Raw genomic sequence first — 21,724 nt, forward strand, 5'->3', positions numbered from 1 at the left:
TGACGAGCGGTGAGCGGTCCATCGCAGCATGCGACGCCGGAGGGGCGAGAGGGAAGTACCCAATCGTCCCTATCTCGGGGGATGTTAGGCGGTTCGTGGAAGTTCCACGTCACTCGCGTTCCGGCTGGCAGGCCGGGCACCAGTAGGTGACCCGTTCGCCCAGTTCATCCTTGCGGATCGCGGCGCCGCACCGCCGGCACGGCTGGGCCCGGCGGCCGTAGACGTAGCTGGTCCCGCCCCGGCGCAGCACGCCGGTGGTGCTCTGCGTCCAGCGACCCCGGTTGGCGGCCAACAGCCGCTGGGCCAGCGTGACGGTGCCGGCCAGGTCGGGCACCGCGCGCACCGGCGTCCACGGTGACACCCCGCGCAGGAAGAGCACCTCACACTTGTAGAGGTTGCCCACCCCGGCCAGGTTGCGCTGGTCGAGCAGGGCCTCGCCGATGCTCTGCTCCGGATGCTCCGCCAGCCGGCGGACCGCTTCCTGCGGATCCCAGTCCGGGCCGAGCAGGTCCGGGCCGAGGTGGCCGACGAGCGTGCCCTCATCGGCGGTCGGGACCAGCGCCAGCTCGTGCAGGTGGTAGCCGACCGCGACCGCGTCGGGGGAGCGGAGCACCACCCGGATCAGGTGCGCCGGCCGGGCCGTCCACCGCTCGCCCGGCGCGTACGCCCGCCAGGCGCCGTCCATCCGCAGGTGCGAGTGCAGCGTCCAGTCCGTGGCGTCCGGATCTGCCAGCCGCAACAGCAGGTGCTTGCCGCGGCTGGCCGACTCGCGGACGGTCCAGCCGGTGAGGTCGGTGGTCGCGAGCTGCGGCACGCGGAAGTCCGACCCGGTCAGGCGGGCCCCGGCCAGCGCGCGTTCCAGCACGCGGGCGGTGTTCCAGACGGTGTCACCTTCGGGCACGCCACCATTCTCCCCGACCGAACGAAATTCGCGTGTTTCGCTATTTGTACCTATGTTCCGATTCATTCGTTTAACGGCGAGGATCAGGGAGTTCTGAGGAGAATCCCATGGCCCATGTCCGCCGTACCTCAATCGCCCTGACCGCCCTGCTCACCCTGGCCGCCGGCCTGCCCGGCGCCCCCACGCCGGCCCGCGCCGCCGCCCCCGGATCCGAACGCTGGTCCGCCGACCTCACCGTCGCCGGCGACGACGACGTCAACGTCACCTGGCGGTCCGGCCGCCTGCGGCTGGCCGATCCCCACCCCACCGACCACACCCGGCCCGCCGCCGCGGCCGGACCGGTCGCCGAGGGCATCCTGCTCACCGCGCCGCGCGCGCTCGACCACCCCGCCACCCGGGTACGCGCCCAGCTCGCCGCCCGCACCGGAGGCGGCGGCACGGCGACGGCCCAGGTGCGCGGGTGGCGGGCCGGTCGCTGGACCGAGTGGCGGGACGCCGCCGAGGCGATCTTCGACCAGCCGGTCACCCAGGTGCAGGCCCGGGTCGTGCTGACCACCCCGAACGCCGCCGCGGAGGCCACCGTGACCGGCCTGACCCTCGCCGCCGACACCGCCGCCACCACCGCCCCGTCGGCGGTCGCGCTCACCTACCGGGTGTACGCGACCCGGATCGGTCTCGTCGGCGGCGTCACCGCCAACGGGCACACCGTCGGCGTCCGGGACCACTTCGCGGCGCTGCCCTCCCGGCGTGGCCTCTCCCCACGCGGAACCGGCGACTACACGGTCAAGGTCTGCACCACGAACGGAAGCCGCTGCGAGTACGCGCCGGTCTGGGACGTCGGCCCGTGGAACACCCGCGACGACTGGTGGAACCCGTCGGACGTCCGGGAGAACTGGCGGAACCTGCCGCAGGGGCTCCCCGAGGCCCAGGCCGCCTACCAGAACGGATACAACGGCGGGCGGGACCAGTTCGGGCGGACCGTACGCAACCCGGCCGGGCTGGACCTGGCCGACGGGACGTTCTGGGACGGACTTCGGCTCACCGACAACGCGTGGATCAACGTGACCCTGCTCTGGACGGCCGGCGGGATCCGGGGCGTGGTCGGCTCCGGGCCGCTGAACCTGCGTACCGGCGCCGGCACGTCGTATCCGAGCCGTGGCCTGGCCGCCACCTACGCGCAGGTGCCGATCGACTGCTACGTGACCGGGCAGCGGATCGCCGGGCCGTACCGCACCACGACCCGCTGGTACCGGTTGGTGGGCGGGCTGTACGTGAGTCACGCGTACCTGTCCACGACCCTCGGTGGCACGGCGCCACACTGCTGACGGCGTCCTGGCCGATGATCGCCCGCGCCGCGGCCCCGCGCGGCCGGTCCCGGTGTCGGTTCCGCCCGGCCGGGTGTGCCTGCGTGTGCCGGTGGCCGGCTCGCCTGGCCGGGTGTGCCTGCGTGTGCCGGTGGCCGGCTCGCCCGGCCGGTCCGCCTGCGCGGTCCGGGTCGGCTCAGTCGCCGGTCACGGTGAGCACGTCGCCCGGTCTGACGCCGAGCAGGTCGACGGCGCGGCCGGTGCGCACCGCCACCGCCACCAGTGCGGCGGAATCGACGTACACCACCAGCTCACCCGGCGCGGCGTCGCCGAACGTGCGGCCGTGCACGGCCGACCGGCCGCCCACCCGTACCCGGGCCGGCAACCCGTCGAGCAGCGCGGCCGGCGCGGCGAGCTGCACGTTGCCGAAGTGATCGACGGTCACCACCTCGGCGCGGAACCCGCCCGCGTCGGCGTGGACCACCGGCTCGGGCAGCCGGACCAGAGCGGCCGGGTCGACGGCCGGTCCGGCCCCGGCCAGCGGCGCGCCCACGGCCAGCCGGGCCGCCACCGGCGCGAACACGTCTCGCCCGTGGAAGGTGCGGGGGACCGTCGGCGCGAGCCACCACTCCGGGTTGGTCAACTCCACCGCCCCGGTCACCCCGCCGAGCGCCTCGGCCGCCGGCACGAGCAGCCCGTTGTCCGGGCCCACCAACAGCCCGCCGGGTGTGGCAAGCGCGATCCCGCGCCGCTCGGTGCCGACCCCCGGGTCGACCACCCCGACGTGCACCCCGACCGGCAGGTACGGCACCGTCTGCGCCAGCACCGCGGCGCCCCGCCGCACGTCGGCCGGCGGCACCAGGTGTGTCACGTCGATCACCCGGGCGGCCGGGGCGAGCCGGGCGAGGACCCCGTGGCAGGCCGCCACGAAGCCGTCCGCGAGCCCGTAGTCGGTGGTCAGCGAGACACACGGCCCGCTCGCCGGCGGTGGATCGTCCGGCTGGATCGCCATCGGTCCCTCCTCCACGTGTCCGGCAACCCTAACCAGTCCCCGAGCCGTCCTCCGCGCCGTCCCCGCTCACTCCCGTCCCCCACCTTTCTCTTGCTTCCTCCCTCCTTTCCGTCCCTCCCCTTCCTCTTCTCCCTCCCCTTCCTCTTCTCCCTCCCCTTCCGGTGCTGTTCGTCCCGCTGTCCTCCTGTCCCTTCGTCTTGCAGCCCTCCTGTTCTGCCGTCGTCCCGTCCTGCCCTCCTCCTGTTCTGCCGTCCCGCTGTTCGCCCTCCTCATTCACCACCTCTCGTCCATTTCGTCATCCCCGCCCCTTTCGAGCTCCGGAACCACGCTTGATCTCCACAATTCGAGATTCGCGTCCACTAATTGGGATCCCGTAGATCTTGGTACGAAAAGGCCCCCAGAGGGGCCATTTCGTACCAAGATCTCGTAGCCGGCGGGCAGGCGCGCCGAGTTGTGGCGATCGTCGGGCCGATTGGGGCCATCGGGGGTGGGAACAGGTGCCGGGCTGGGTGAAGAGCCATGTGCCCCAGAGAGCCGTGCCTCCGTGCTGCCGTGCCTCCGTGCTGCCGTGCCGGAGACGCGGGGCCGGAGCCTATGGGCAAGCCCGGATCGGCCCGTTCCCTCGGGCAAGCCCGGATCGGCTCGCTTCTTCGGGCAAGCCCGGATCGGCTCGCTTCTTCGGGCAAGCCCGGATCGGCTCGCTTCCTCGGGCACGCGGGGCCGGAGGTTAGGTGCGAGTGACGGAGAGGCGGCCGGGGCGGTCAGCCGCGTAGGCGCAGGCCCCGAGGGGTGGCCCGGAAGCCGGCCGCGGTGAGCGCGTCGCGCAGCGGGGACGAGTGCACCGCCTCGCCGTCGGCGCGTTCGACCGAGATCGCACCGAGCGCGCCGGAGTGCACCGCGTCGGCGAGCGCCTTGCCTGCCGCGCCCAGCGTGTCGGCGTCGTCGGTGAACGAGAGGATCGTCCGCCCGCCCCGTTCGACGTAGAGCACCAGGTCGCCGCCGACAAGCACCACGAGCGCGCCCGCCTTGCGCCCGGCCCGGTGACCGGTGGCCGGTGCCGCGCCGTCACCCGAGTCGACCACACGTTCGGGCCAGGGCAGTGCCGCGCCGTACGGGTTCGCCGGGTCGGTGGCGGCGAGCACCACGGTCGGCCCGCCCCGGCTCCGGCCGCCGTCGGTCCGGCCGTGGTCGGCCGGGTCGGCCAGGGCGCGGATCCGGTCGACGGCTCCGGGCACCGCGAACTGCGCCGCGCCGAGCCCTTCGACGAAGTAGCCGCGTCGGGCCGCCCCGCGTTCCTCAAGCGCGGACAGCACCGGGTAGACCGCCGCGAAGCCACCTGTCACCTGCTCGGCCACGACCGCGCCGCGGGTCACCACGCCGTGCCGTTCGAGCAGCAGGTCGGCCAGGGCGGCGGCCCGGCGGGTCGGGTCGAGGTCGCGGTCGGGCAGCCGGGACCACCGGCCGGCCATGGTCGGCGGGCCGCCGCGGCTGGGCAGCGCCACCCGGCCGGGGCGGCGGTAGCGGGTACGCGGGGCCGACGGCCGGGACCGGTGCGCCCCGCCGGCGCCAAGCGCGGCGCGCAGCGGCGCGAGCGTGTCGTTGGTCAGGTGACCGGCCCAGACCAGGTCCCACACCACGGCCGACAGGGCGGCGTCGTCGGTCGCGCCGACCCGGTCGGACAGGGAGCGGAAGAAGAGCGCCTGCCCGTCGGCGAGCGCGTCGAGCACGGCCGCGTGCGGCGGGGTGAGCGTCAGGGCCTCGTCCGGCGGGGGCAGCAGCAGCGGCGCGACGTCGGCGTACGCGAGTGTCACCCACCCGTCGCCGCCGGAGATCGCACCGGCGCCGGCCCAGAGCACCTCGCCGCTGGCGCACATCTCGTCGAGCTGGGCGGGGGAGTAGTCGGCGACCCGGGCGGGCAGCACCAGGCGTTCCAGCGCCGACGCCGGCACGGTCACGCCCTGCAACTGCTCGACGGTGGCGGCGACCGCCTCGACCCCGCGGGCCGAGGAGCCGACCTGCTGCCAGCGGGGCAGGAACGCGGCGAGCGCCCGGGGCGGCACCGGCTCGATCTCCCGCCGCAGCGCCGCCAGGGAGCGGCGGCGCAGCAGGCGCAGCACCTCGGCGTCGCTCCACTGCGTGCCGACGCTGTCCGGGGCGAACTCGCCGGAGACCACCCGGCCGTTGGCGGCGAGCCGGCGCAGCGCCTGCTCGACCACGAACACGCCGAGCCCGAACCGGGCCGCGCAGGTGGCCGCCGCGAACGGGCCGTGGGTGCGGGCGTATCGGGCGACCAGGTCGCCGAGCGGGTCGGCCACCGGCGTCAGGTATGCCTCGGCCACCCCGACGGGCAGCGCCACCCCGAGCGCGTCGCGCAACCGGGCCGCGTCCTCGACGACCACCCAGCGGTCCTCGCCGGCGATCCGCACCCGCAGCACCCGGCGGGCCGCCGCCAGCTCCGCCGGCCACTCCTCCGGCACCCCCCGCTCGGCCAGCTCGGCCGGACTCAGGTCGCCGACCACCCGGAGCAGCTCGACCACGTCCTCGGCGTCGCGGGGTCGCCGCTGGTCGGTGCGCCAGCGCAGTTGGCGTTCGGTCTCGGCGAGCACCGCCGGGTCGAGCAGCTCCCGGAGGTCGACCCGGCCGAGCAGCTCGCCGAGCAACCCGGAGTCGAGGGCCAGCGCGGCGGCGCGCCGTTCGGCCAGGGGCGCGTCACCTTCGTAGAGGAACGCGCCGACATAGCCGAAGAGCAACGACCGGGCGAACGGGGACGGGCGTTCGGACTCCACCTCGACCAGGCGGACCTTGCGGGCGGCCAGGTCGCGCATCAGCTCGGCCAGGGCCGGCTGGTCGAAGACGTCCTGGAGGCACTCCCGGGCGGCTTCGAGCGTGACCGGGAAGTCGGCGTACTCCCGGGCCACGTCGAGGAGCTGCGCGGCGCGTTGGCGCTGCTGCCACAGCGGCTGCCGGCGGCGCGGGTCGCGTCGGGGCAGCAGCAGCGACCGGGCCGCGCACTCGCGGAACCGGGAGGCGAACAGCGCCGACGTGCCGACGGACTCCTCCACCAGGTGGGCGACCTCGTCCGGCTCGAAGACCACCACGTCCGCGCCGGGCGGCTCCTCGGCGGTGTCCGGCAGCCGGACCACGATGCCGTCGTCGGAGGGCATCACCTGCGCGTCCACGCCGTAGCGCTCGGCCAGCCGGCGGCCGATGGCGAGCGCCCACGGGCCGTTGACCCGGGCGCCGAGCACCGAGTGCACGGCGAGCCGCCAGTCGCCCAGCTCGTCGCGGAACCGTTCGACCACCACCGTCCGGTCGTCGGGCAGCGACCGGGTGGCCGCCTTCTGCTCGCGCAGGTAGGTCATCAGGTTGCCGGCGGCCCAGTCGTCCAGCCCACCGGCGCGCAGCGCGGCCACCGCGTCGGTGTCGGACTGCCGCAGCAACGCGCGGACCCGGGCGCCGATCGCCCGCCCCAGCTCGACCGGGCGGCCGAGCTGGTCGCCCTTCCAGAACGGCATCCGGGCGGCCTGGCCGGGGGCGGGGGAGACCAGCACCCGGTCGGGGGTGATCTCCTCGATCCGCCAGGACGACGACCCGAGCAGGAACACGTCGCCGACCCGCGACTCGTAGACCATCTCCTCGTCCAGCTCGCCGACCCGGGCCGCCCGCTCGGCACCGGCCAGGAAGACGCCGAACAGGCCCCGGTCGGGGATGGTGCCGCCGCTGGTCACGGCGAGCCGTTGGGCGCCGGGCCGGCCGGTCAGCACGTCGGTCGCCCGGTCCCAGACCAGGCGGGGCCGCAGCTCGGCGAAGGCGGTGGACGGGTAACGGCCGGAGAGCATGTCGAGCACCGCGTGCAACGCCGAGTCGGGCAGCTCGGCGAAGGGCGCCGCCCGGCGGACCAGCACGGCCAGGTCACCGAGCTGCCACGGCTCCAGCGCCACCATCGCGACGATCTGCTGGGCGAGCACGTCGAGCGGGTTGCGCGGGTAGTGCAGCTCCTCGATCGCGCCCACCCCCATCCGCTCGGCGACGACCGTGCAGGAGAGCAGGTCACCGCGGTGCTTGGGGAAGACCACGCCGCGGGAGACGGCGCCCACCTGGTGCCCGGCCCGGCCCACCCGTTGCAGCCCGGCCGCGACGCTCGGCGGCGCCTCGATCTGCACCACCAGGTCGACCGCACCCATGTCGATGCCCAGCTCCAGACTGGAGGTGGCGACCACGGCGGGGAGCTGGCCGGACTTGAGCGCCTCCTCGATGTGCTTGCGCTCCTCCCGGGACACGCTGCCGTGGTGCGCCCGGGCGATCACCGCCGGCGCGCCGACCGCCGCGCCGGACTGCGCCATCACCTCGGCCGGCTGCCGCGGCGCGCGCACCGGCTCGCCGCCCCGGGCCACGCGGCTGCCGTCCGGGGCGGTCGTCGCCTCCGACTCCTCGGCGGCCAGCTCGTTGAGGCGGGCGCAGAGCCGTTCGGCGCCGCGCCGGGAGTTGGTGAAGACGATCGTGGAGCGGTGCGCCCGGATCAACGCGAGCACCCGTTCCTCGACCGCCGGCCAGATGGAGGGCCGGCGTGGACCGGGACCGCCCAGCTCGTCCTCCGGCGGCTCCTGCTCGTCGAGGCGGGTCATGTCCTCCACCGGGACCTGGACGCTTACCTCGATGGTCTTGTCGGCCGGCGGCTGCACCACGTCGACCGGCCGGGCGCCGCCGAGGAAGCGGGCGCAGACGTCGATCGGTCGGACGGTGGCGGAGAGCCCGATCCGTTGGGCGGGCCGGTCGAGCAGCGCGTCCAGCCGTTCCAGGGAGAGGGCCAGGTGGGCGCCGCGCTTGGTGCCGGCCACCGCGTGGACCTCGTCGACGATCACCGTGTCCACCCCGCGCAGCGAGTCCCGGGCGGCGGAGGTGAGCAGCAGGAACAGCGACTCGGGCGTGGTGATGAGGACGTCCGGCGGGGTGCGGGCGAAGGCCCGGCGCTCGTCCGCCGGGGTGTCGCCGGTGCGCATGCCGACGGTGATGTCCGGCGGGACGAGGTCGAGGCGGGTGGCGGCCTGGCGGATGCCGATGAGCGGGGTGCGCAGGTTGCGCTCCACGTCGACGGCGAGCGCCTTGAGCGGGCTGACGTAGAGCACCCGGCAGCGCCGCCGGGGATCGGCCGGCGGTGGCTCCTTGCCCAGCCGGTCGAGCGACCAGAGGAACGCCGCGAGCGTCTTGCCGGAGCCGGTCGGCGCGACCACCAGGGCGTTGCGCCCGGCGGCCACCGAGCGCCAGGCCCCCTGCTGGGCGGGGGTGGGCGCGGCGAACGCCGCGGTGAACCACTCCCGGGTCGCCGCGCCGAAACTCGCCAGCACCCCGCCTGCCGGGGTCACCTCGTCCGCCACGCCCCCATCCTGCCGCGCCGGTACGACATCCGGCTCGGCAGCGGGTGGTTCTGTCCGCCCGACGAATTGGCGCGATGAATAGGCCAATTGTTCCGTTAAGTCTTACTTAACTGCTTGCTTGCAAGCTACAACATAAAGTAACTTCACTCGCAACGCGGCGTGGGTGGAGGCGTGGATGACCGTGGAGGACCGTGGGCTCAGCACCGGCACCGACGTGCTCATCCGCAAGGTCGACAGCCGGCTCGCCACGCTCCGCGCCGGCCTGCACGGTCCGGAGCTGGAGCTGGCCGAGGAACTGGCCCGGCGCCTGCGCGAGATGGTGGTCGCCACCGCCCGCTCCAGCGCCGCCGACCGGGCCCTGGTCCGGGCCGCGGTGCACTACTTCGTCCTGCGGCGGGAGAGCCGGGACGCCCGGCTGCCGGTCCGCTCGCTCGCGGGCGCGCAGCGCGTGGTCGACCGGGCGGCCCGTCAACTCAACCGCCCGAACCAGGCGGCGCAGTCCCGCCGCAACGCCGCCCCCTTCCACTGACGGCCCGAACTCCTGGTCGAGCGGGCCGGGGCAGCGAGGTGGGTGGGTTTCGGGGAAAACGGCCCGGCTGCGAGGGAAGTGGCGTCTGATCGGTCGTGCACCCAGCGTGCCCCGGCGCGCTGTCACCTCGACCGGGAGCGCGCGTGCTCGTCCTGCTGATCCTGCACCTGGTGGCGGCCCTGCTCGCGCCGTCGCTGGTCCGCCGGTGGGGTCCGCGCGCCTGCCTGCTGCTCGCGCTCGCCCCGGCCGCCACGGCCGGCTGGGCGGTGGCGCGCACCGGTGCGGTACGCGACGGCGGCGCGGTGGCCGAGACGTACCCCTGGATCCCGCAGTTGGGGTTCGACGTCGCGCTGCGCGTCACCACGCTGTCCTGGCTGATGCTGCTGCTGGTCGGCGGCGTCGGCGCGCTCGTGCTCGTCTACTCGGCCCGCTACTTCCGGGCCGGCTCGATCGGGCTGGGCCGGTTCGCCGCGGTGATGGTGGCCTTCGCCGGCGCGATGCTCGGGCTCGTCGTCTCCGACAACCTGCTCCTGCTCTACGTCTTCTGGGAGCTGACCACCGTCTTCTCCTACCTGCTGATCGGCCACAGCACCGAGCGCCGGTCCAGCCGGTGGGCCGCCGCGCAGGCGCTCACCGTCACCACGCTGGGCGGGCTGGCCATGCTCGTCGGGTTCCTGCTGCTCGGCCACCATGCGGGCGGCTACCGCCTGTCGACGGTGGCCGCCGCGCCGCTGCCCGGCGGCGGATACCTGGTCACCGCGGTGCTGCTCATCCTGGCCGGCGCGCTTGCCAAGTCCGCGGTGTTCCCCTTCAACGCCTGGCTGCCGGTGGCGATGGCGGCGCCGACGCCGGTCAGCGCGTACCTGCACGCGGCGGCCATGGTGAAGGCGGGCGTCTTCCTGATCGCGCTGCTCGGCCCGACGCTCGCCCCGGCCGGGCCGTGGCGGCCGGTCACCGTGGTCGCCGGGCTGGTCACGCTCGTCGCCGGCGGGTGGGCGGCGTTGCGGCAGTGCGACCTGAAGCTGCTGCTGGCGTACGGGACGGTCAGCCAGCTCGGCCTGCTCGCGGTGGCGCTCGGCGCGGGCACCCCGGCCGCGGCGCTCGCCGGCGTCGCCATGCTCGCGGCGCACGCCCTGTTCAAGTCGGCGCTCTTCCTCGTCGTCGGGCTCCTCGACCACCAGGCGGGCAGCCGGGACCTGCGGGAGCTGTCCGGGGTGGGGCGGGCCGCGCCGGTGCTGGCCACGGTCGCCACGTTGGCCGCCGCGTCGATGGCCGGCGTGCCGCCGCTGCTCGGGTTCGTGGCCAAGGAGGCGGTGCTCGCCGCGTTCACCGACCGGCCGTGGGTGCTGGTGGCGCTTGTCGCCGGCAGCGCGCTGACGGTCGCCTACAGCATCCGCTTCCTGTGGGGCGCGTTCGGCACCCGGCCCGGCATGCCGGCCACCGAGGTGGCCCACGCGCCCGCGGCGATGCTCCTGCCGCCGGCGATGCTCGCCGTGGCCGGGCTCGCCGCCGGGTCGGCCGCCGGTTGGCTGGGTGGCCTGCTCGACCCGTACGCCGAACTGTTCGGCCCGGTCGAGGAGCACCTGGCGCTCTGGCACGGGCCGACCGCGGCGCTCGGCCTCTCCGCCCTGGTGCTGGCCGGCGGCGTGGCGCTGCACCTGGCCCGCGGCCCGCTCGCGCCCGCGCTTGCCGCGCTGCGTTCCCCGGTCTCCGGCAGGCAGGGGTACGAGTGGGTGACGCACCGCTTCGACCGGTTCGCCATCCACGTCACAAGCGTCACCCAGCGTGGTTCGCTGCCGCAGTATCTCGGTGCGGTGCTCGTCGTCCTGGTGCTGGTGCCGGGCATGGCGATGGTCACCACCGAGCCGTGGCGGGTCCACCTGGTGCCCTGGGACAACCCGGCCCAGTTGGTGGTCTGCGTGGTGATCGCGGTGGCCGCGGTGCTGGCGGTCGGCGCGCGCCGCCGGCTCACCGCCATGCTGCTCGTCGGCGTGACCGGCTACGGCACCGCGATGATGTTCGTCCTCTACGGCGCGCCGGATCTGGCGCTCACCCAGTTCCTGGTGGAGACCGCCACCATCGCCGTCTTCGTGCTGGTGCTGCGCCGGTTGCCGGAACGCTTCTCGGCCCGTCCGCTGCGTCGCAGCCGTTGGGTGCGGCGGGTCGTCGGGGTCGCCGCCGGCCTGGTGGCGGCCGGTCTGACGCTGACCGCGGCCGGGGCCCGGCGGGCGCCGCCGATCTCCGCGGCCTTTCCCGACCTGGCGGTCACGCAGGGGTACGGCCGCAACGTGGTGAACGTGACCCTGGTCGACATCCGGGCCTGGGACACCATGGGCGAGATCTCGGTGCTCGTGGTGACCGCGACCGGGGTGGCCAGCCTGATCTTCGAGCGGTCGCGGACCGGGCCGCGCCCACGCCGTCCCCGCCCGGCGATGCCGCGCGCCGGGCGTACGGTCTGGTTGCGCGGCGGGCAGACGCTGCACGAGCGGCGGCGCTCGATCGTGTTCGAGGTGGTCACCCGGCTGATCTTCCACACCGTGCTGCTCTTCTCGCTGTTCCTGCTCTTCTCCGGGCACAACGCCCCCGGTGGCGGTTTCGCCGGCGGGCTGGTCGCCGGCCTCGCGCTGACCCTGCGCTACCTGGCCGGCGGGCGGTACGAGCTGGCCGAGGCGGCACCGGTGGGCGCCGGCACGGTGCTCGGCGCGGGCCTGGCCCTGTCGGTCGGCAGTGGCGTGCTCGGCCTGGTGCTCACCGGCGATGTGCTGCAGAGCGTCAAGGTCGATCTGGGGCACACCTACCTGGTCACGTCGATCTTCTTCGACATCGGCGTCTACCTGGTCGTGGTCGGGTTGGTGCTGGACATCCTGCGCAGCCTGGGCGCCGAGGTGGACCGGCACGTCGAGGCCGCCGGCGAGCCGGGCCGGGGTCTCACCGTCCAGCGCGAGGGACAGTCCTGATGCGGGGCGTGGCCGGGCCGACGCTCGTGCTCGTGCTGGCGGTCGGCGTGCTCGTCGCCACGGGTGTCACGCTGCTGCTGGAACGCAGCCTGACCCGGATCCTGCTCGGCGTCATCCTGCTCGGCAACGGGGTGAACCTGCTCATCCTGCTCGGCGGGCGGTCCGGCGCGGCGCCGCTCGTCGGCACCGCCCCGCCGGAGCTGATGAGCGACGCGTTGACGCAGGCCATGGTGCTCACCGCCGTGGTGATCACGTTCGGGCTGACCGCGTTCCTGCTCGCCGTCGCGTACCGGAGCTGGCACACGAGCGGTGACGACGAGGTACAGGACGACCTGGAGGACCGGCAGATCGTCCGGCTGGCCGAGCGCAACGAGGTGGCCACCGCGGACCTCGGCGGCGAGGGCCCGGACGGCGATCCGGAACAGGTCGATCCGGAGCCGGCCCGCCGCCGGCTGCGCCGGGGCGAGGGCTCGTGAGCGCGCGGAGCGGGCCGGGTCCACGAGCGTTGCCGGTACGCAACGGCAGGCGCGGCGCAGCCCCGCGCGCGCGCCGAAGGGCGGCGTGGTGAGCGGGCTGGTGCCGTTGCCGGTGGTGGTGCCGCTGCTCGGCGCGGCGCTCACCCTGATGCTGACCGGGCGGCCCCGGTTGCAGCGCTCGATCAGCGTGCTCTGCCTGGCCGGCGTCCTGGCGGTCGCGGTGGTGCTGCTGGTCGAGGCGTACCGGCACGGTCCGGTGGTGACCCGGGTGGGTGGCTGGCCGGCGCCGGTCGGCATCGTGCTGGTGGCCGACCAGTTGGCGGCGCTGATGCTGGTGGTCTCCTCGGCGGTCACGCTCTGCGTGCTGCTCTACTCGATCGGCCAGGGCCGGGCGGAGACCGGCGAGACCGCGCCGGTCAGCATCTACCACCCCACCTACCTGGTGCTCACGGCCGGCGTGACGAACGCCTTCCTGGCCGGTGACCTGTTCAACCTCTTCGTCGGCTTCGAGCTCCTGCTGGCCGCGAGCTTCGTGCTGATCACGCTGGGCGGCACCGAGGTCCGGCTGCGCACCGGCTCGACGTACGTGGTGGTCAGCATCCTGTCGTCGCTGCTCTTCCTCTCCGCCGTGGGACTTGTGTACGCGGCCACCGGCACGGTGAACATGGCGCAGCTCGCCGGCCGGCTGGACGCGCTGCCGTCCGGCGTACGCCTGGCCCTGCAACTGACGCTGCTGCTCGCGTTCGGCATCAAGGCGGCGGTCTTTCCGGTCTCCGCCTGGCTGCCGGACAGCTATCCGACCGCGCCCGCGCCGGTCACCGCCGTCTTCGCCGGCCTGCTGACCAAGGTCGGGGTGTACGCGATCATCCGCACCGAGACGCTGCTGTTCCCCGGCGGCGACCTGTCCGGCCTGCTGATGGTGGTGGCCGGCCTGACCATGGTGGTCGGCATCCTCGGCGCGGTGGCCCAGTCGGACATGAAGCGGCTCTTCTCCTTCACCCTGGTCAGCCACATCGGCTACATGATCTTCGGGGTGGCGTTGAGCAGCGTGGCCGGCCTGTCCGGGTCGATCTTCTACGTGGTGCACCACATCACCGTGCAGACGACGCTCTTCCTGGTCGCCGGCCTGGTCGAGGAACGGGCCGGCAGCACCGACCTGCGCCGGATCGGCGGGCTGGCGCGGATCACCCCGGTGGTCGCGGTGCTCTTCTTCGTCCCGGCGATGAACCTGGCCGGCATCCCGCCGTTCTCCGGTTTCCTCGGCAAGCTCGGCCTGCTCCAGGCCGGCGTGGCGGCCGGCGGCGCGCTGCCCGCCGTGCTGGTCGGCGCGGGCACGCTCACCAGCCTGCTCACCCTCTACGTGGCGTCCCGGGTGTGGAACATCGCGTTCTGGCGGTCGCCGCGACTGGCCACCACCACCCCGGTGGTCCGGCTGCCCGGTCTGATGGTCGGCGCCACCGCCGCGCTCGTGGCGCTCGGCGTGCTGCTCACCCTGGTCGCCGGCCCACTGTTCCAGGTCACCGTGGACGCCGCCACCGACCTGCGCCAGCGCACCCCGTACGTCCGGGCGGTCCTGCCCCGGGAGGTGCCGTGACCGGCGACGAGCCCCCGGGTCGGGGCGACGCGCCGCCGGCCGCCGACCGGCCGACGGTGGGCCGGGGCGGGCGGTGGCGCGACCAGGCCGTCGCGCTCGGGTGGCTTGTCGTCGCCTGGCTGCTGCTCTGGGGCGACGTCTCCTGGGGCAACCTGCTCACCGGAGTGGTGGTCGGTGCGGCCGTGCTGTTCTTCTTCCCGCTGCCGCCGGTCACCTTCGGCGGCCGGTTACGTCCCGGTCCGCTGCTGGTGCTGGCCGGCACGTTCGCCGCGGAGCTGGTCAGCGCCAGCGTGCACGTGGCGGCCGTGGCGCTGCGTCCCGGCTACCGGCCGCGCGGCGCGATCATCGCGGTGCCGCTGCGGGTCCGCACCGACCTGAACCTGGCGCTGACCGCCGAGGTGATCTCGCTGGTGCCGGGCACCCTGATCCTCGACATCGACCGGGTACGGGGCGTGCTCTACGTGCACGTGCTGGACGTGCGCGGCCCCGAGGACCTGGCCGGCAGCCGCGACCGCGTGCTCACCGTCGAACGGCGCATCGTCCGCGCCGTCGGCTCTCCCACCGAGGTACGCCAGCTCGACCTCGAACCCGCCGATCGGAGGAACCACACGTGACCGCCCTGCTCGCCGTCGCGCTGACCGTGCTGTTCTCAGCCACCGCGCTGCTCGCCCTGGTCCGGATCTACCGCGGCCCGTCCCTGCTCGACCGGATCGTCGGCGCCGACCTGCTGCTGGCGGCCATGCTCGGCGCGGTCGGGGCGGAGGCGGCGGTGACCCGGCACGCCACCACCCTGCCGGTGCTCGTGGTGCTGTCGCTGCTCGGTTTCGTCGGCTCGGTCTCGTTGGTCCGCTTCGCCGTCCGGGCCGAATCATGAGGGTCGTGGCGGACTGGGCCGGGGGGATCCTGCTGCTCGGTGGGGCGTTGCTGAGCCTGGTCGCCGGCATCGGGCTGGTGCGGTTCCCGGACACCCTGGACCGGATGCACGCGGCCACCAAGCCGCAGGTGCTCGGCGTGCTGCTGCTCCTGGGCGGGCTGGCGTTGCGCCTGCGTACCGGCTCGGACCTGGGAATGCTGGCGCTGGTGGCGATCTTCCAGCTCTCCACCGCGCCGGTCGCCGCGCAGATGATCGGCCGGGCCGCCTACCGGTCCGGGCGGATCGACCGGACCCTGCTCGACGTCGACGAGCTGGCCTGAACCGGACCCGCGGTGCGGTTCCCGGCACCTTCAGCGGGCACCCAGCGGGCACCGATAAAATGGCCGCATGATCGACTCTCCTGCCCCGGAGGGCAGCAGTAGCCGGCCGGGTCGTACCCGGCATCTCCCCTCCCCGACGACCCCGGGAGCCCTGAACCTCCCGTGCTGATCATCGTCGGTCTCCTTCTCATCACCGTGCTCACCGCCGCCACCGGCTATTTCGTGGCGCAGGAGTTCGGTTACGTCGCCGTCGACCGCGGCAAGCTCAAACAACTCGCCGACGGTGGCGACCGCGCCGCCGCCCGGGCCCTGGAGGTCACCGGTCGGCTCTCCTTCATGCTGTCCGGCGCCCAGCTCGGCATCACCGTGACCGCCCTGCTCGTCGGTTACGTCGCCGAGCCGTACCTGGGTGCCGGGCTGGCCGACCTGCTCGGCGTCGCAGGGGTGTCGAGCGCGGTGGCGCTGCCGCTGTCGGTGGCGCTGGCCCTGGTCATCGCCACCGTGGTGCAGATGGTCCTGGGCGAGCTGGCCCCGAAGAACCTGGCCATCGCCCGGGCCGAGCCGCTCGCCCGGGCGCTGTCCCGGTCCACCCTGGTCTACCTGCGGATCGCCGGTCCGCTGATCACGCTCTTCGACCGGGCCGCCGTGCGGCTGCTCCGCCGGGTCGGCATCGAGCCGATCGAGGAGCTGCCGAGCGGCGCCACCCCGGCCGACCTGGAACAGATCATCGCCGAGTCCCGCGAGGAGGGGCACCTCGACGCGGAGATGTCCGACCTGCTCGACCGGGGGCTCGACTTCCGGGAGTTGACCGCGGGCGAGGCCATGGTGCCCCGGGTGGACGTGCACACCGTCCGGGCCGACGAGCCGGTCAGCCGGGTCGTCGAGATGCTCGACACCGGTCACTCCCGGTTCCCGGTCCGCGGCGCCGAGGGCGTCGACGACCTGATCGGTGTGATCGGCATCGCCGACGTACTGGGGGTGCCGCCGGCTGAGCGGGGGAGTACCCGGATCGACGCGGTGGCCGTACCCCCGTTGCTGGTGCCGGAGACGCTGCCGCTGCCGACGGTGCTGGACCGGCTGCGGTCCGGGCACCGGCAGTTGGCCTGCGTGGTCGACGAGTACGGCGGGTTCGCCGGCGTGATCACGCTGGAGGATCTGGCCGAGGAACTGGTCGGGCCGATCCGCGACGAGGACGATCCGCCGGAGCGGGCGCCGGCCCGGCAGGAGGACGGCTCGTGGGTGGTGCCGGCCCGCTGGCGGATCGACGAGGTCGTCGACAGCACCGGCATCGAGCTGCCCGAGGCGCCCGAGTACGACACGCTCTCCGGCCTGGTGATGCGGGAGCTGGGCCGGGTGCCCGAGGTCGGCGACCGGCTGGAGATCGCGCCCACCGGTGAGGGCGACGAGCCGTCGTCCGGGCCGCGGGTGCTTGTCGAGGTGCTGGCCGTGGACCGGCACGTGGCCGACTCGGTGCGACTGCGGTCGACCGCCGACGTGTCCGGGGAGGGGGCGGCATGAGCCCCGGGTTCGCGCTGATCTTCTCCGTGGTGCTGCTGGCGCTCAACGGATTCTTCGTGGCGGCCGAGTTCGCGTTGGTCGCCGCCAAGCGGTACCGGCTGGAGCAGTCGGCGGCCGGTGGCGGCCGGGCGGCCCGCGCGGCGCTCGACGGCGTCCGCGAGCTGAGCCTGATGCTTGCCGGCGCCCAGCTCGGCATCACGCTGTGCACGCTCGGCCTCGGCGCGCTCGCCGAGCCGGCCATCGAGCACCTGCTCAGCCCGCTGCTGCACGCGGTCGGCCTGCCGGACGCGGCCAGCCACGTCGTCGGCCTGCTGTTCGCGCTGGGCCTGGTGACCTTCCTGCACCTGGTGGTCGGTGAGATGGCGCCGAAGTCGTGGGCGATCACCGACGCGGAGCGCTCGGCGATGCTGCTGGCGCTGCCGTTCCGGGCCTTCGCCCGGATCGCCCGTCCGGTGCTCTCCCTGCTCAACGGCCTGGCCAACGTGATGCTGCGGGTGGTCGGCGTGCGGCAGCAGGACCAGCTCGCCCAGGTGCACGGCCCGGACGAGCTGCGCATCCTGCTGGAACAGTCCCGGGAGCACGGGCTGCTCGGCGCGGAGCAGCACCAGTTGCTGACAAGCATGCTGGAGTTGCAGGGCACCACGGTCGCGCAGGTGATGGAGCCGTTCGATCGGATCGTCACCGTGCGCCGCGACGACACCGCCGAGCGGATCGAGCACGTGTCGCGGGACAGCGGCCGGTCCCGGCTCGCCGTCCTCGACGCGGGTGGCGAGGTGTGCGGCCTGGTCCACGTACGGGAGGCGGTGCGGGCGGTCACGAACGGCCGGCCGGCCATCGCCGGGGAGCTGATGACTGGCGCGTTCACGCTGCCCGCCGAGGCGTCGGTGACCGAGGCGGTGGCCGCCATGCGGGGCCGGCAGGCGCAGCTCGCGTTGGTGCGCAACGGCGGCGGACCGACCCGGCCGATCGGCTTCGTCGCGCTGGAGGACCTCCTGGAGGAGGTCATCGGCGAGTTCGACGACGAGACCGACCCGATCCCCCGAGGCCGCCGCCTCCGCTGACCACCCCACCCCACCCTCACCCCCGCTCGGCGCAGATTCACGGAAAGTGGGCCTATCCGGCCTCGGATAGGCCCACTTTCCGAGAAACAGGGCGGGTGTGTGAGGGCCGGGGGAGGGGAAAGCGCGGGTGTGCGGGTGACGGGGGTGTCTCGGGGGGGCTTCTGGACCGGGCTCTCGGTCAGCAGCACCCTGAGCAACCCGAGCACCCGGCCCGGTCTGCGGCTGCCGGGACGGGTGACGCTTGCCGCCGAGGGGGAGGACGTCCCGGTCCGGCGTATCCGGCTGGGACTTGTCGCGCAGGTCGAGCCGGAGGACCCGGGCGCGCCGCGCCGGCTCGTGCAATATCACCAATGGACGGTCGCCGGGCGGTTCGTGGTGCCGGCCGGGCGGCGGCGGGCGGTCGACTTCGCCGTGCCGCTGCCCTGGGAGACGCCGGTGACGGTGTTCGGCGGGGTGCCGTTGATGACCCTGCGCACCGGGCTGCGTACCGAGGTGTCCGTCGACCCTGACCTGGACCAGGGCGAGATGGTGCCGGTCCTCATCCATCCGCTGCCCACCCAGCAGCACCTGCTCGCCGCGCTCGGCACGCTCGGCTTCGTGATGCGGCAGGCGGGACTCCAGCAGGGCCGGCTGCCCGGGGTGGAACAGACGTTGCCGTTCCAGCAGCGGCTCGGGTTCTGGGTCGCCCCGCTCTACGCCGGGCCGATCACCGAGCTGGAAGTGATCATGTTGACGAACTCGGCCGGCATGGAGGTGCTGTTCTGGCTGGACCGGCGGCTCTCCCTGGCCGGGGTGACCCACCAGAGCATCAGCCGGTTCCGGGTCTGGCACGCCGGGGCGGACCGGCGGGACTGGGTCTCCACCGTGGATGGCTGGTTGCGGCACGCCATCGACAGGCACGCCGCCGCGGCAGCGCACGCGGACTGGTCCGCCACGATCCGCGAGTCGGCGCACGTCAGCCGCGCTCCCGACCAGCCGGTGGCTCCCGGTTACGGCCTGGGCGGCACAGCCGGCAGCGCCGGCGTAGGCGGCTCCGGCGCCGGCGACGGCACCTGAGCGGCGTGCCCCCGCCGCGACGGGGTGTTAAGCGGGGCCCCCTCCTCTACCAAATGCGTTAAGCGGGGCCCCCTCCTTACACTCGGGCGCGTAAGGCGTGCTGGGCGGCGGGCCACTCCTCGGCGAGCATCGAGTACTGCGCGGTGTCCCGCCAGGAGCCGTCGGGGCGCTGCCGGTGCCGCCGCAGCACACCCTCGCGGGTAGCGCCGAGCCGTTTGATCGCCCGCTGGGAACGCTCGTTGCGGATGTCGGTGTGCCAGGCCACCCGGATCGCGTCCAACTCCTCGAACGCCCGGGTGAGCAGCAGCAGCTTCGCCTCGGTGTTGATGCCGGTGCGCCACCACGGCCGACCCAGCCAGGTGTAGCCGATCGCCAGCGACCGGCGGGCCGGGTCGACCTCGTACCAGGAGGTGGTGCCGACGACGGCGCCCGTCACGGCGCAGCGCTGCACCCAGCACACCTGCTCGCCGCGCTGCTGGGCGTCGAGGTAGGCGGCGAGGATCCGGCGCATCCCGGCGACGTCGGCCGGCTGCGGGTAGCCGAGGTGCCGCCACACCTCCGGGTCGTCGGTGGCCGTGTGCAGGTCGTCGGCGTGCGCGAGGTCGAGCGGCTCCAGCACCACGTGCGCGCCGCGCAGCACCACCGGCTCCAACCAGGCCGAGCGCGCCGGTCGCAGGTACGCCGGCACCGGCGCGGTCACACCGTCGGCCGGCTCGGGTCGCCCCGGCGTGAGGCGCAGCGGCAGCACCCCGGCCCAGTACGGCAGGCTCTCGTCGGCCGGCTCGTCGTTCACCCCGCCGGTGCGCATCCGCACCGAGACCTCGCGCAGCGGCAGCGCCAGCACCGCCGTCTCGGCCAGCTCGCGCCGGTTCGGTGGCCGGCTGTCGGCGGACCGTCCGGCGGCCACCTTCTCCACGAGCGCGGTCATCGCCCGGGCCTTCTCGTCGGCGTCGTCGACGAGGCGGGCGGCGCCGTGCACGACGACGGACCGGTAGTTGGCGCTGTGGTGGAACTGCGAGCGGGCGTAGACCAGCCCGTCGAGGTGGGTGACCGCGACGCAGACCGCCAGCCCGGCCTCGCCCCGGGCGGCGAGCAGCGGCCGGCTGCCGGTGGAGCCGTGCAGGTAGAGCGTGTCGTCGACGCGGACGTGCAGGGTCGGCAGGACGCGCGGCTCACCGTCCACCACGAACGACAGCGCGCAGTGGTACGCCTCGTCGAGCAGCGCGTGGGCGGTGGCCCGGTCGTAGTGCATCCGGTCGCGGGTGCGGGTGGCGGTGGTGCGATGGGTCGGAGGGTACATACGACATCCCGCCTTTGTTCTAGTACAATCTTAAAACTGTGGCAGCACATTATCAGGTGACCGGGTCCACGTCGGCGGCCATTTCGGCGAGCGTGGAATCCGCCATCCGCACCGGCGACCTCGCCCCCGGCGACCCCCTGCCCGCGGTCCGCGCGCTCGCCGCCGACCTCGGCGTCAGCCCGGCCACCGTCGCGCGGGCGTACCAGGACCTGCGGCACCGGGGACTGGTCGCGACCGCCGGCCGGCACGGCACCCGGGTCCGCCCCCGGCCGCCGGTGGCCACCCGCCGCGCCGCGCTGGCGCCCCCGCCGCGACCCGGCACCCGGAACCTCGCCGACGGGCACCCCGACGGACGGCTGCTGCCCCCGCTCGGTCCGCACCTCGCCGCGCTCGCCGCCGAGGTCGACACCCCGACCGGGTACGCGGACGCCGCCGTCCTGCCCGAACTGGCCGCCGCCGCCCGGGAACGGCTCGCCGCCGACGGGGTGCCGGCCGACGAGCTGACCGTCACCGGCGGCGCGCTCGACGGCATCGAACGGCTGCTCGCCGCCCACCTGCGCCCCGGCGACGCGGTGGCGGTGGAGGACCCGGGCTGGGCCAACCTGCTCGACCTGATCGCCGCGCTCGGGCTGCGTACCGTCGGGGTGCCGGTGGACGACGACGGACCGAGCGTGGCCGGGGTGCGGGCCGCGCTGGCCGCCGGGGTACGCGCGCTCGTGGTGACCAGCCGGGCCCAGAACCCGACCGGCGCGGCCGTCTCCGCCGACCGGGCCGCCGCGCTGCGTACGCTGCTCGCCGGCCGCGCCGACCTGCTGGTGATCGAGGACGACCACGCCGCCGAGCTGGCCCGCGTACCCCTGCACCCGCTCGCCGGGGCGACCCCGGCGTGGGCCTTCGTCCGGTCGGTGAGCAAGCCCTACGGGCCCGACCTGCGGCTCGCCGTGCTCTCCGGCGACGAGGCCACCGTGGCGCGGGTGTCCGGCCGGGCGCGGGTCGGCGCCGGCTGGGTGTCCACAGTGCTGCAACGCCTGGTCCTGTCGCTCTGGCGCGACCCGGCCACCGGCGAGCTGGTGCGGCGGGCGGCCGACGCCTACGACCGGCGGCGCGACGGCCTGGTCGCCGCGCTCGCCGCGCGCGGGCTGGCCGCGCACGGGCCGACCGGGATCAACGTCTGGGTGCCGGTGCCCGACGAGACGGTCGCGGTCACCGCGTTGCGCGACGCCGGCTGGTCGGTGGCGCCGGGCAGTCTCTACCGGATCGCCGCCGCCCCCGCCGTCCGGCTCACGGTGAGCACCCTCGACGCCCCCGACCTGCCAGCGCTCGCCGAAGCGCTCACCCGCGCGGTGCGCCCTGTGCAAGGCGGGGGCCCCTATTAACGCTTTCGGTAGAGGCGGGGGCCCCGCTTAACACGCGGGGAGATACGGCGTGGCGGGCGGTGGGTGGGGTA

General features: G+C 74.5%; 16 protein-coding genes. 12 read left to right on the forward strand and 4 right to left on the reverse strand.

Annotated elements, in window-relative coordinates:
- Nucleotides 1-109: 109 nt before the first annotated feature.
- On the reverse strand, nt 110-901 hold the full coding sequence (locus tag O7613_RS02780; RefSeq protein ID WP_282291892.1) for a DNA-formamidopyrimidine glycosylase family protein: 792 nt from the start codon (nt 899-901) through the stop codon (nt 110-112).
- 107 nt (nt 902-1,008) lie between these two features.
- Between O7613_RS02780 and O7613_RS02785 the strand changes: the two genes are divergently transcribed.
- Nucleotides 1,009-2,226: a hypothetical protein gene (locus O7613_RS02785; RefSeq protein WP_282291894.1), complete on the forward strand. Its 1,218-nt coding sequence runs from the start codon at nt 1,009-1,011 to the stop codon at nt 2,224-2,226.
- Nucleotides 2,227-2,401: 175 nt separating this feature from the next.
- On the opposite strand, the gene O7613_RS02790 is transcribed toward O7613_RS02785, so the two are convergent.
- Together O7613_RS02790 and O7613_RS02795 are read right to left on the reverse strand one after the other, a co-directional pair.
- Nucleotides 2,402-3,217, reverse strand: coding sequence for an SAM-dependent chlorinase/fluorinase (locus tag O7613_RS02790; protein WP_281584350.1), 816 nt, complete (start codon nt 3,215-3,217; stop codon nt 2,402-2,404).
- Between the two features lie 761 nt (nt 3,218-3,978).
- Nucleotides 3,979-8,592 (reverse strand): ATP-dependent helicase, encoded by a 4,614-nt coding sequence (locus tag O7613_RS02795; protein WP_282291896.1) that lies wholly within the window; start codon nt 8,590-8,592, stop codon nt 3,979-3,981.
- Nucleotides 8,593-8,767: 175 nt separating this feature from the next.
- Between O7613_RS02795 and O7613_RS02800 the strand changes: the two genes are divergently transcribed.
- The 10 genes from O7613_RS02800 to O7613_RS02845 all read left to right on the forward strand — a co-directional run bounded on the left by O7613_RS02800 (nt 8,768) and on the right by O7613_RS02845 (nt 18,977).
- The gene (locus O7613_RS02800) at nt 8,768-9,121 is read left to right on the forward strand and encodes a hypothetical protein (RefSeq protein ID WP_281584348.1); all 354 of its coding nucleotides are present in this window, start codon (nt 8,768-8,770) and stop codon (nt 9,119-9,121) included.
- A 143-nt stretch (nt 9,122-9,264) separates the two neighbouring features.
- Nucleotides 9,265-12,078 (forward strand): Na+/H+ antiporter subunit A, encoded by a 2,814-nt coding sequence (locus tag O7613_RS02805; RefSeq protein ID WP_282291898.1) that lies wholly within the window; start codon nt 9,265-9,267, stop codon nt 12,076-12,078.
- Entirely contained in the window at nt 12,078-12,554 is a 477-nt protein-coding gene (locus O7613_RS02810) for a Na(+)/H(+) antiporter subunit C (RefSeq protein WP_281584346.1), read from the forward strand. The genes O7613_RS02805 and O7613_RS02810 overlap by 1 nt, the downstream gene beginning before the upstream one ends.
- 88 nt (nt 12,555-12,642) lie before the next feature.
- Nucleotides 12,643-14,148, forward strand: coding sequence for a Na+/H+ antiporter subunit D (locus tag O7613_RS02815; protein WP_282291900.1), 1,506 nt, complete (start codon nt 12,643-12,645; stop codon nt 14,146-14,148).
- Entirely contained in the window at nt 14,145-14,762 is a 618-nt protein-coding gene (locus O7613_RS02820; RefSeq protein ID WP_282291901.1) for a Na+/H+ antiporter subunit E, read from the forward strand. The genes O7613_RS02815 and O7613_RS02820 overlap by 4 nt, the downstream gene beginning before the upstream one ends.
- Nucleotides 14,759-15,022, forward strand: a complete 264-nt coding sequence (locus O7613_RS02825; RefSeq protein WP_281584343.1) for a monovalent cation/H+ antiporter complex subunit F — start codon at nt 14,759-14,761, stop codon at nt 15,020-15,022. The genes O7613_RS02820 and O7613_RS02825 overlap by 4 nt, the downstream gene beginning before the upstream one ends.
- Nucleotides 15,019-15,342, forward strand: coding sequence for a monovalent cation/H(+) antiporter subunit G (mnhG, locus tag O7613_RS02830; protein ID WP_282291902.1), 324 nt, complete (start codon nt 15,019-15,021; stop codon nt 15,340-15,342). The genes O7613_RS02825 and mnhG overlap by 4 nt, the downstream gene beginning before the upstream one ends.
- 162 nt (nt 15,343-15,504) lie before the next feature.
- Nucleotides 15,505-16,860, forward strand: a complete 1,356-nt coding sequence (locus O7613_RS02835; RefSeq protein ID WP_281584341.1) for a hemolysin family protein — start codon at nt 15,505-15,507, stop codon at nt 16,858-16,860.
- A complete protein-coding gene (locus O7613_RS02840) occupies nt 16,857-17,921 on the forward strand; it encodes a hemolysin family protein (RefSeq protein WP_282291904.1) in 1,065 nt (354 codons plus the stop codon). Before O7613_RS02835 ends, O7613_RS02840 begins: the two co-directional genes overlap by 4 nt.
- Before the next feature lie 129 nt (nt 17,922-18,050).
- Nucleotides 18,051-18,977 (forward strand): sporulation protein, encoded by a 927-nt coding sequence (locus O7613_RS02845; protein WP_282291906.1) that lies wholly within the window; start codon nt 18,051-18,053, stop codon nt 18,975-18,977.
- Between the two features lie 76 nt (nt 18,978-19,053).
- Here the strand turns inward: O7613_RS02845 and O7613_RS02850 are convergent, their stop codons facing one another.
- Nucleotides 19,054-20,277, reverse strand: coding sequence for a bifunctional pyridoxamine 5'-phosphate oxidase family protein/GNAT family N-acetyltransferase (locus O7613_RS02850; RefSeq protein ID WP_282291907.1), 1,224 nt, complete (start codon nt 20,275-20,277; stop codon nt 19,054-19,056).
- A gap of 38 nt (nt 20,278-20,315) precedes the next feature.
- Here O7613_RS02850 and O7613_RS02855 point away from each other — a divergent pair, with 38 nt between their 5' ends.
- A complete protein-coding gene (locus tag O7613_RS02855; RefSeq protein WP_282291908.1) occupies nt 20,316-21,653 on the forward strand; it encodes an aminotransferase class I/II-fold pyridoxal phosphate-dependent enzyme in 1,338 nt (445 codons plus the stop codon).
- The last annotated feature ends 71 nt before the right edge of the window (nt 21,654-21,724 follow it).

This window comes from Micromonospora sp. WMMD975 (assembly GCF_029581215.1).
Classification (GTDB): domain Bacteria; phylum Actinomycetota; class Actinomycetes; order Mycobacteriales; family Micromonosporaceae; genus Micromonospora.

Excerpts from the sequence above, each read along its gene's own strand:
- O7613_RS02800 (WP_281584348.1), top strand. The coding sequence starts at position 8,768 with ATGACCGTGGAGGACCGTGGGCTCAGCACCGGCACCGACGTGCTCATC.
- mnhG (WP_282291902.1), top strand. The coding sequence starts at position 15,019 with ATGAGGGTCGTGGCGGACTGGGCCGGGGGGATCCTGCTGCTCGGTGGG.
- O7613_RS02790 (WP_281584350.1), bottom strand. The coding sequence starts at position 3,217 with ATGGCGATCCAGCCGGACGATCCACCGCCGGCGAGCGGGCCGTGTGTC.
- O7613_RS02785 (WP_282291894.1), top strand. The coding sequence starts at position 1,009 with ATGGCCCATGTCCGCCGTACCTCAATCGCCCTGACCGCCCTGCTCACC.
- O7613_RS02850 (WP_282291907.1), bottom strand. The coding sequence starts at position 20,277 with ATGTACCCTCCGACCCATCGCACCACCGCCACCCGCACCCGCGACCGG.
- O7613_RS02810 (WP_281584346.1), top strand. The coding sequence starts at position 12,078 with ATGCGGGGCGTGGCCGGGCCGACGCTCGTGCTCGTGCTGGCGGTCGGC.
- O7613_RS02840 (WP_282291904.1), top strand. The coding sequence starts at position 16,857 with ATGAGCCCCGGGTTCGCGCTGATCTTCTCCGTGGTGCTGCTGGCGCTC.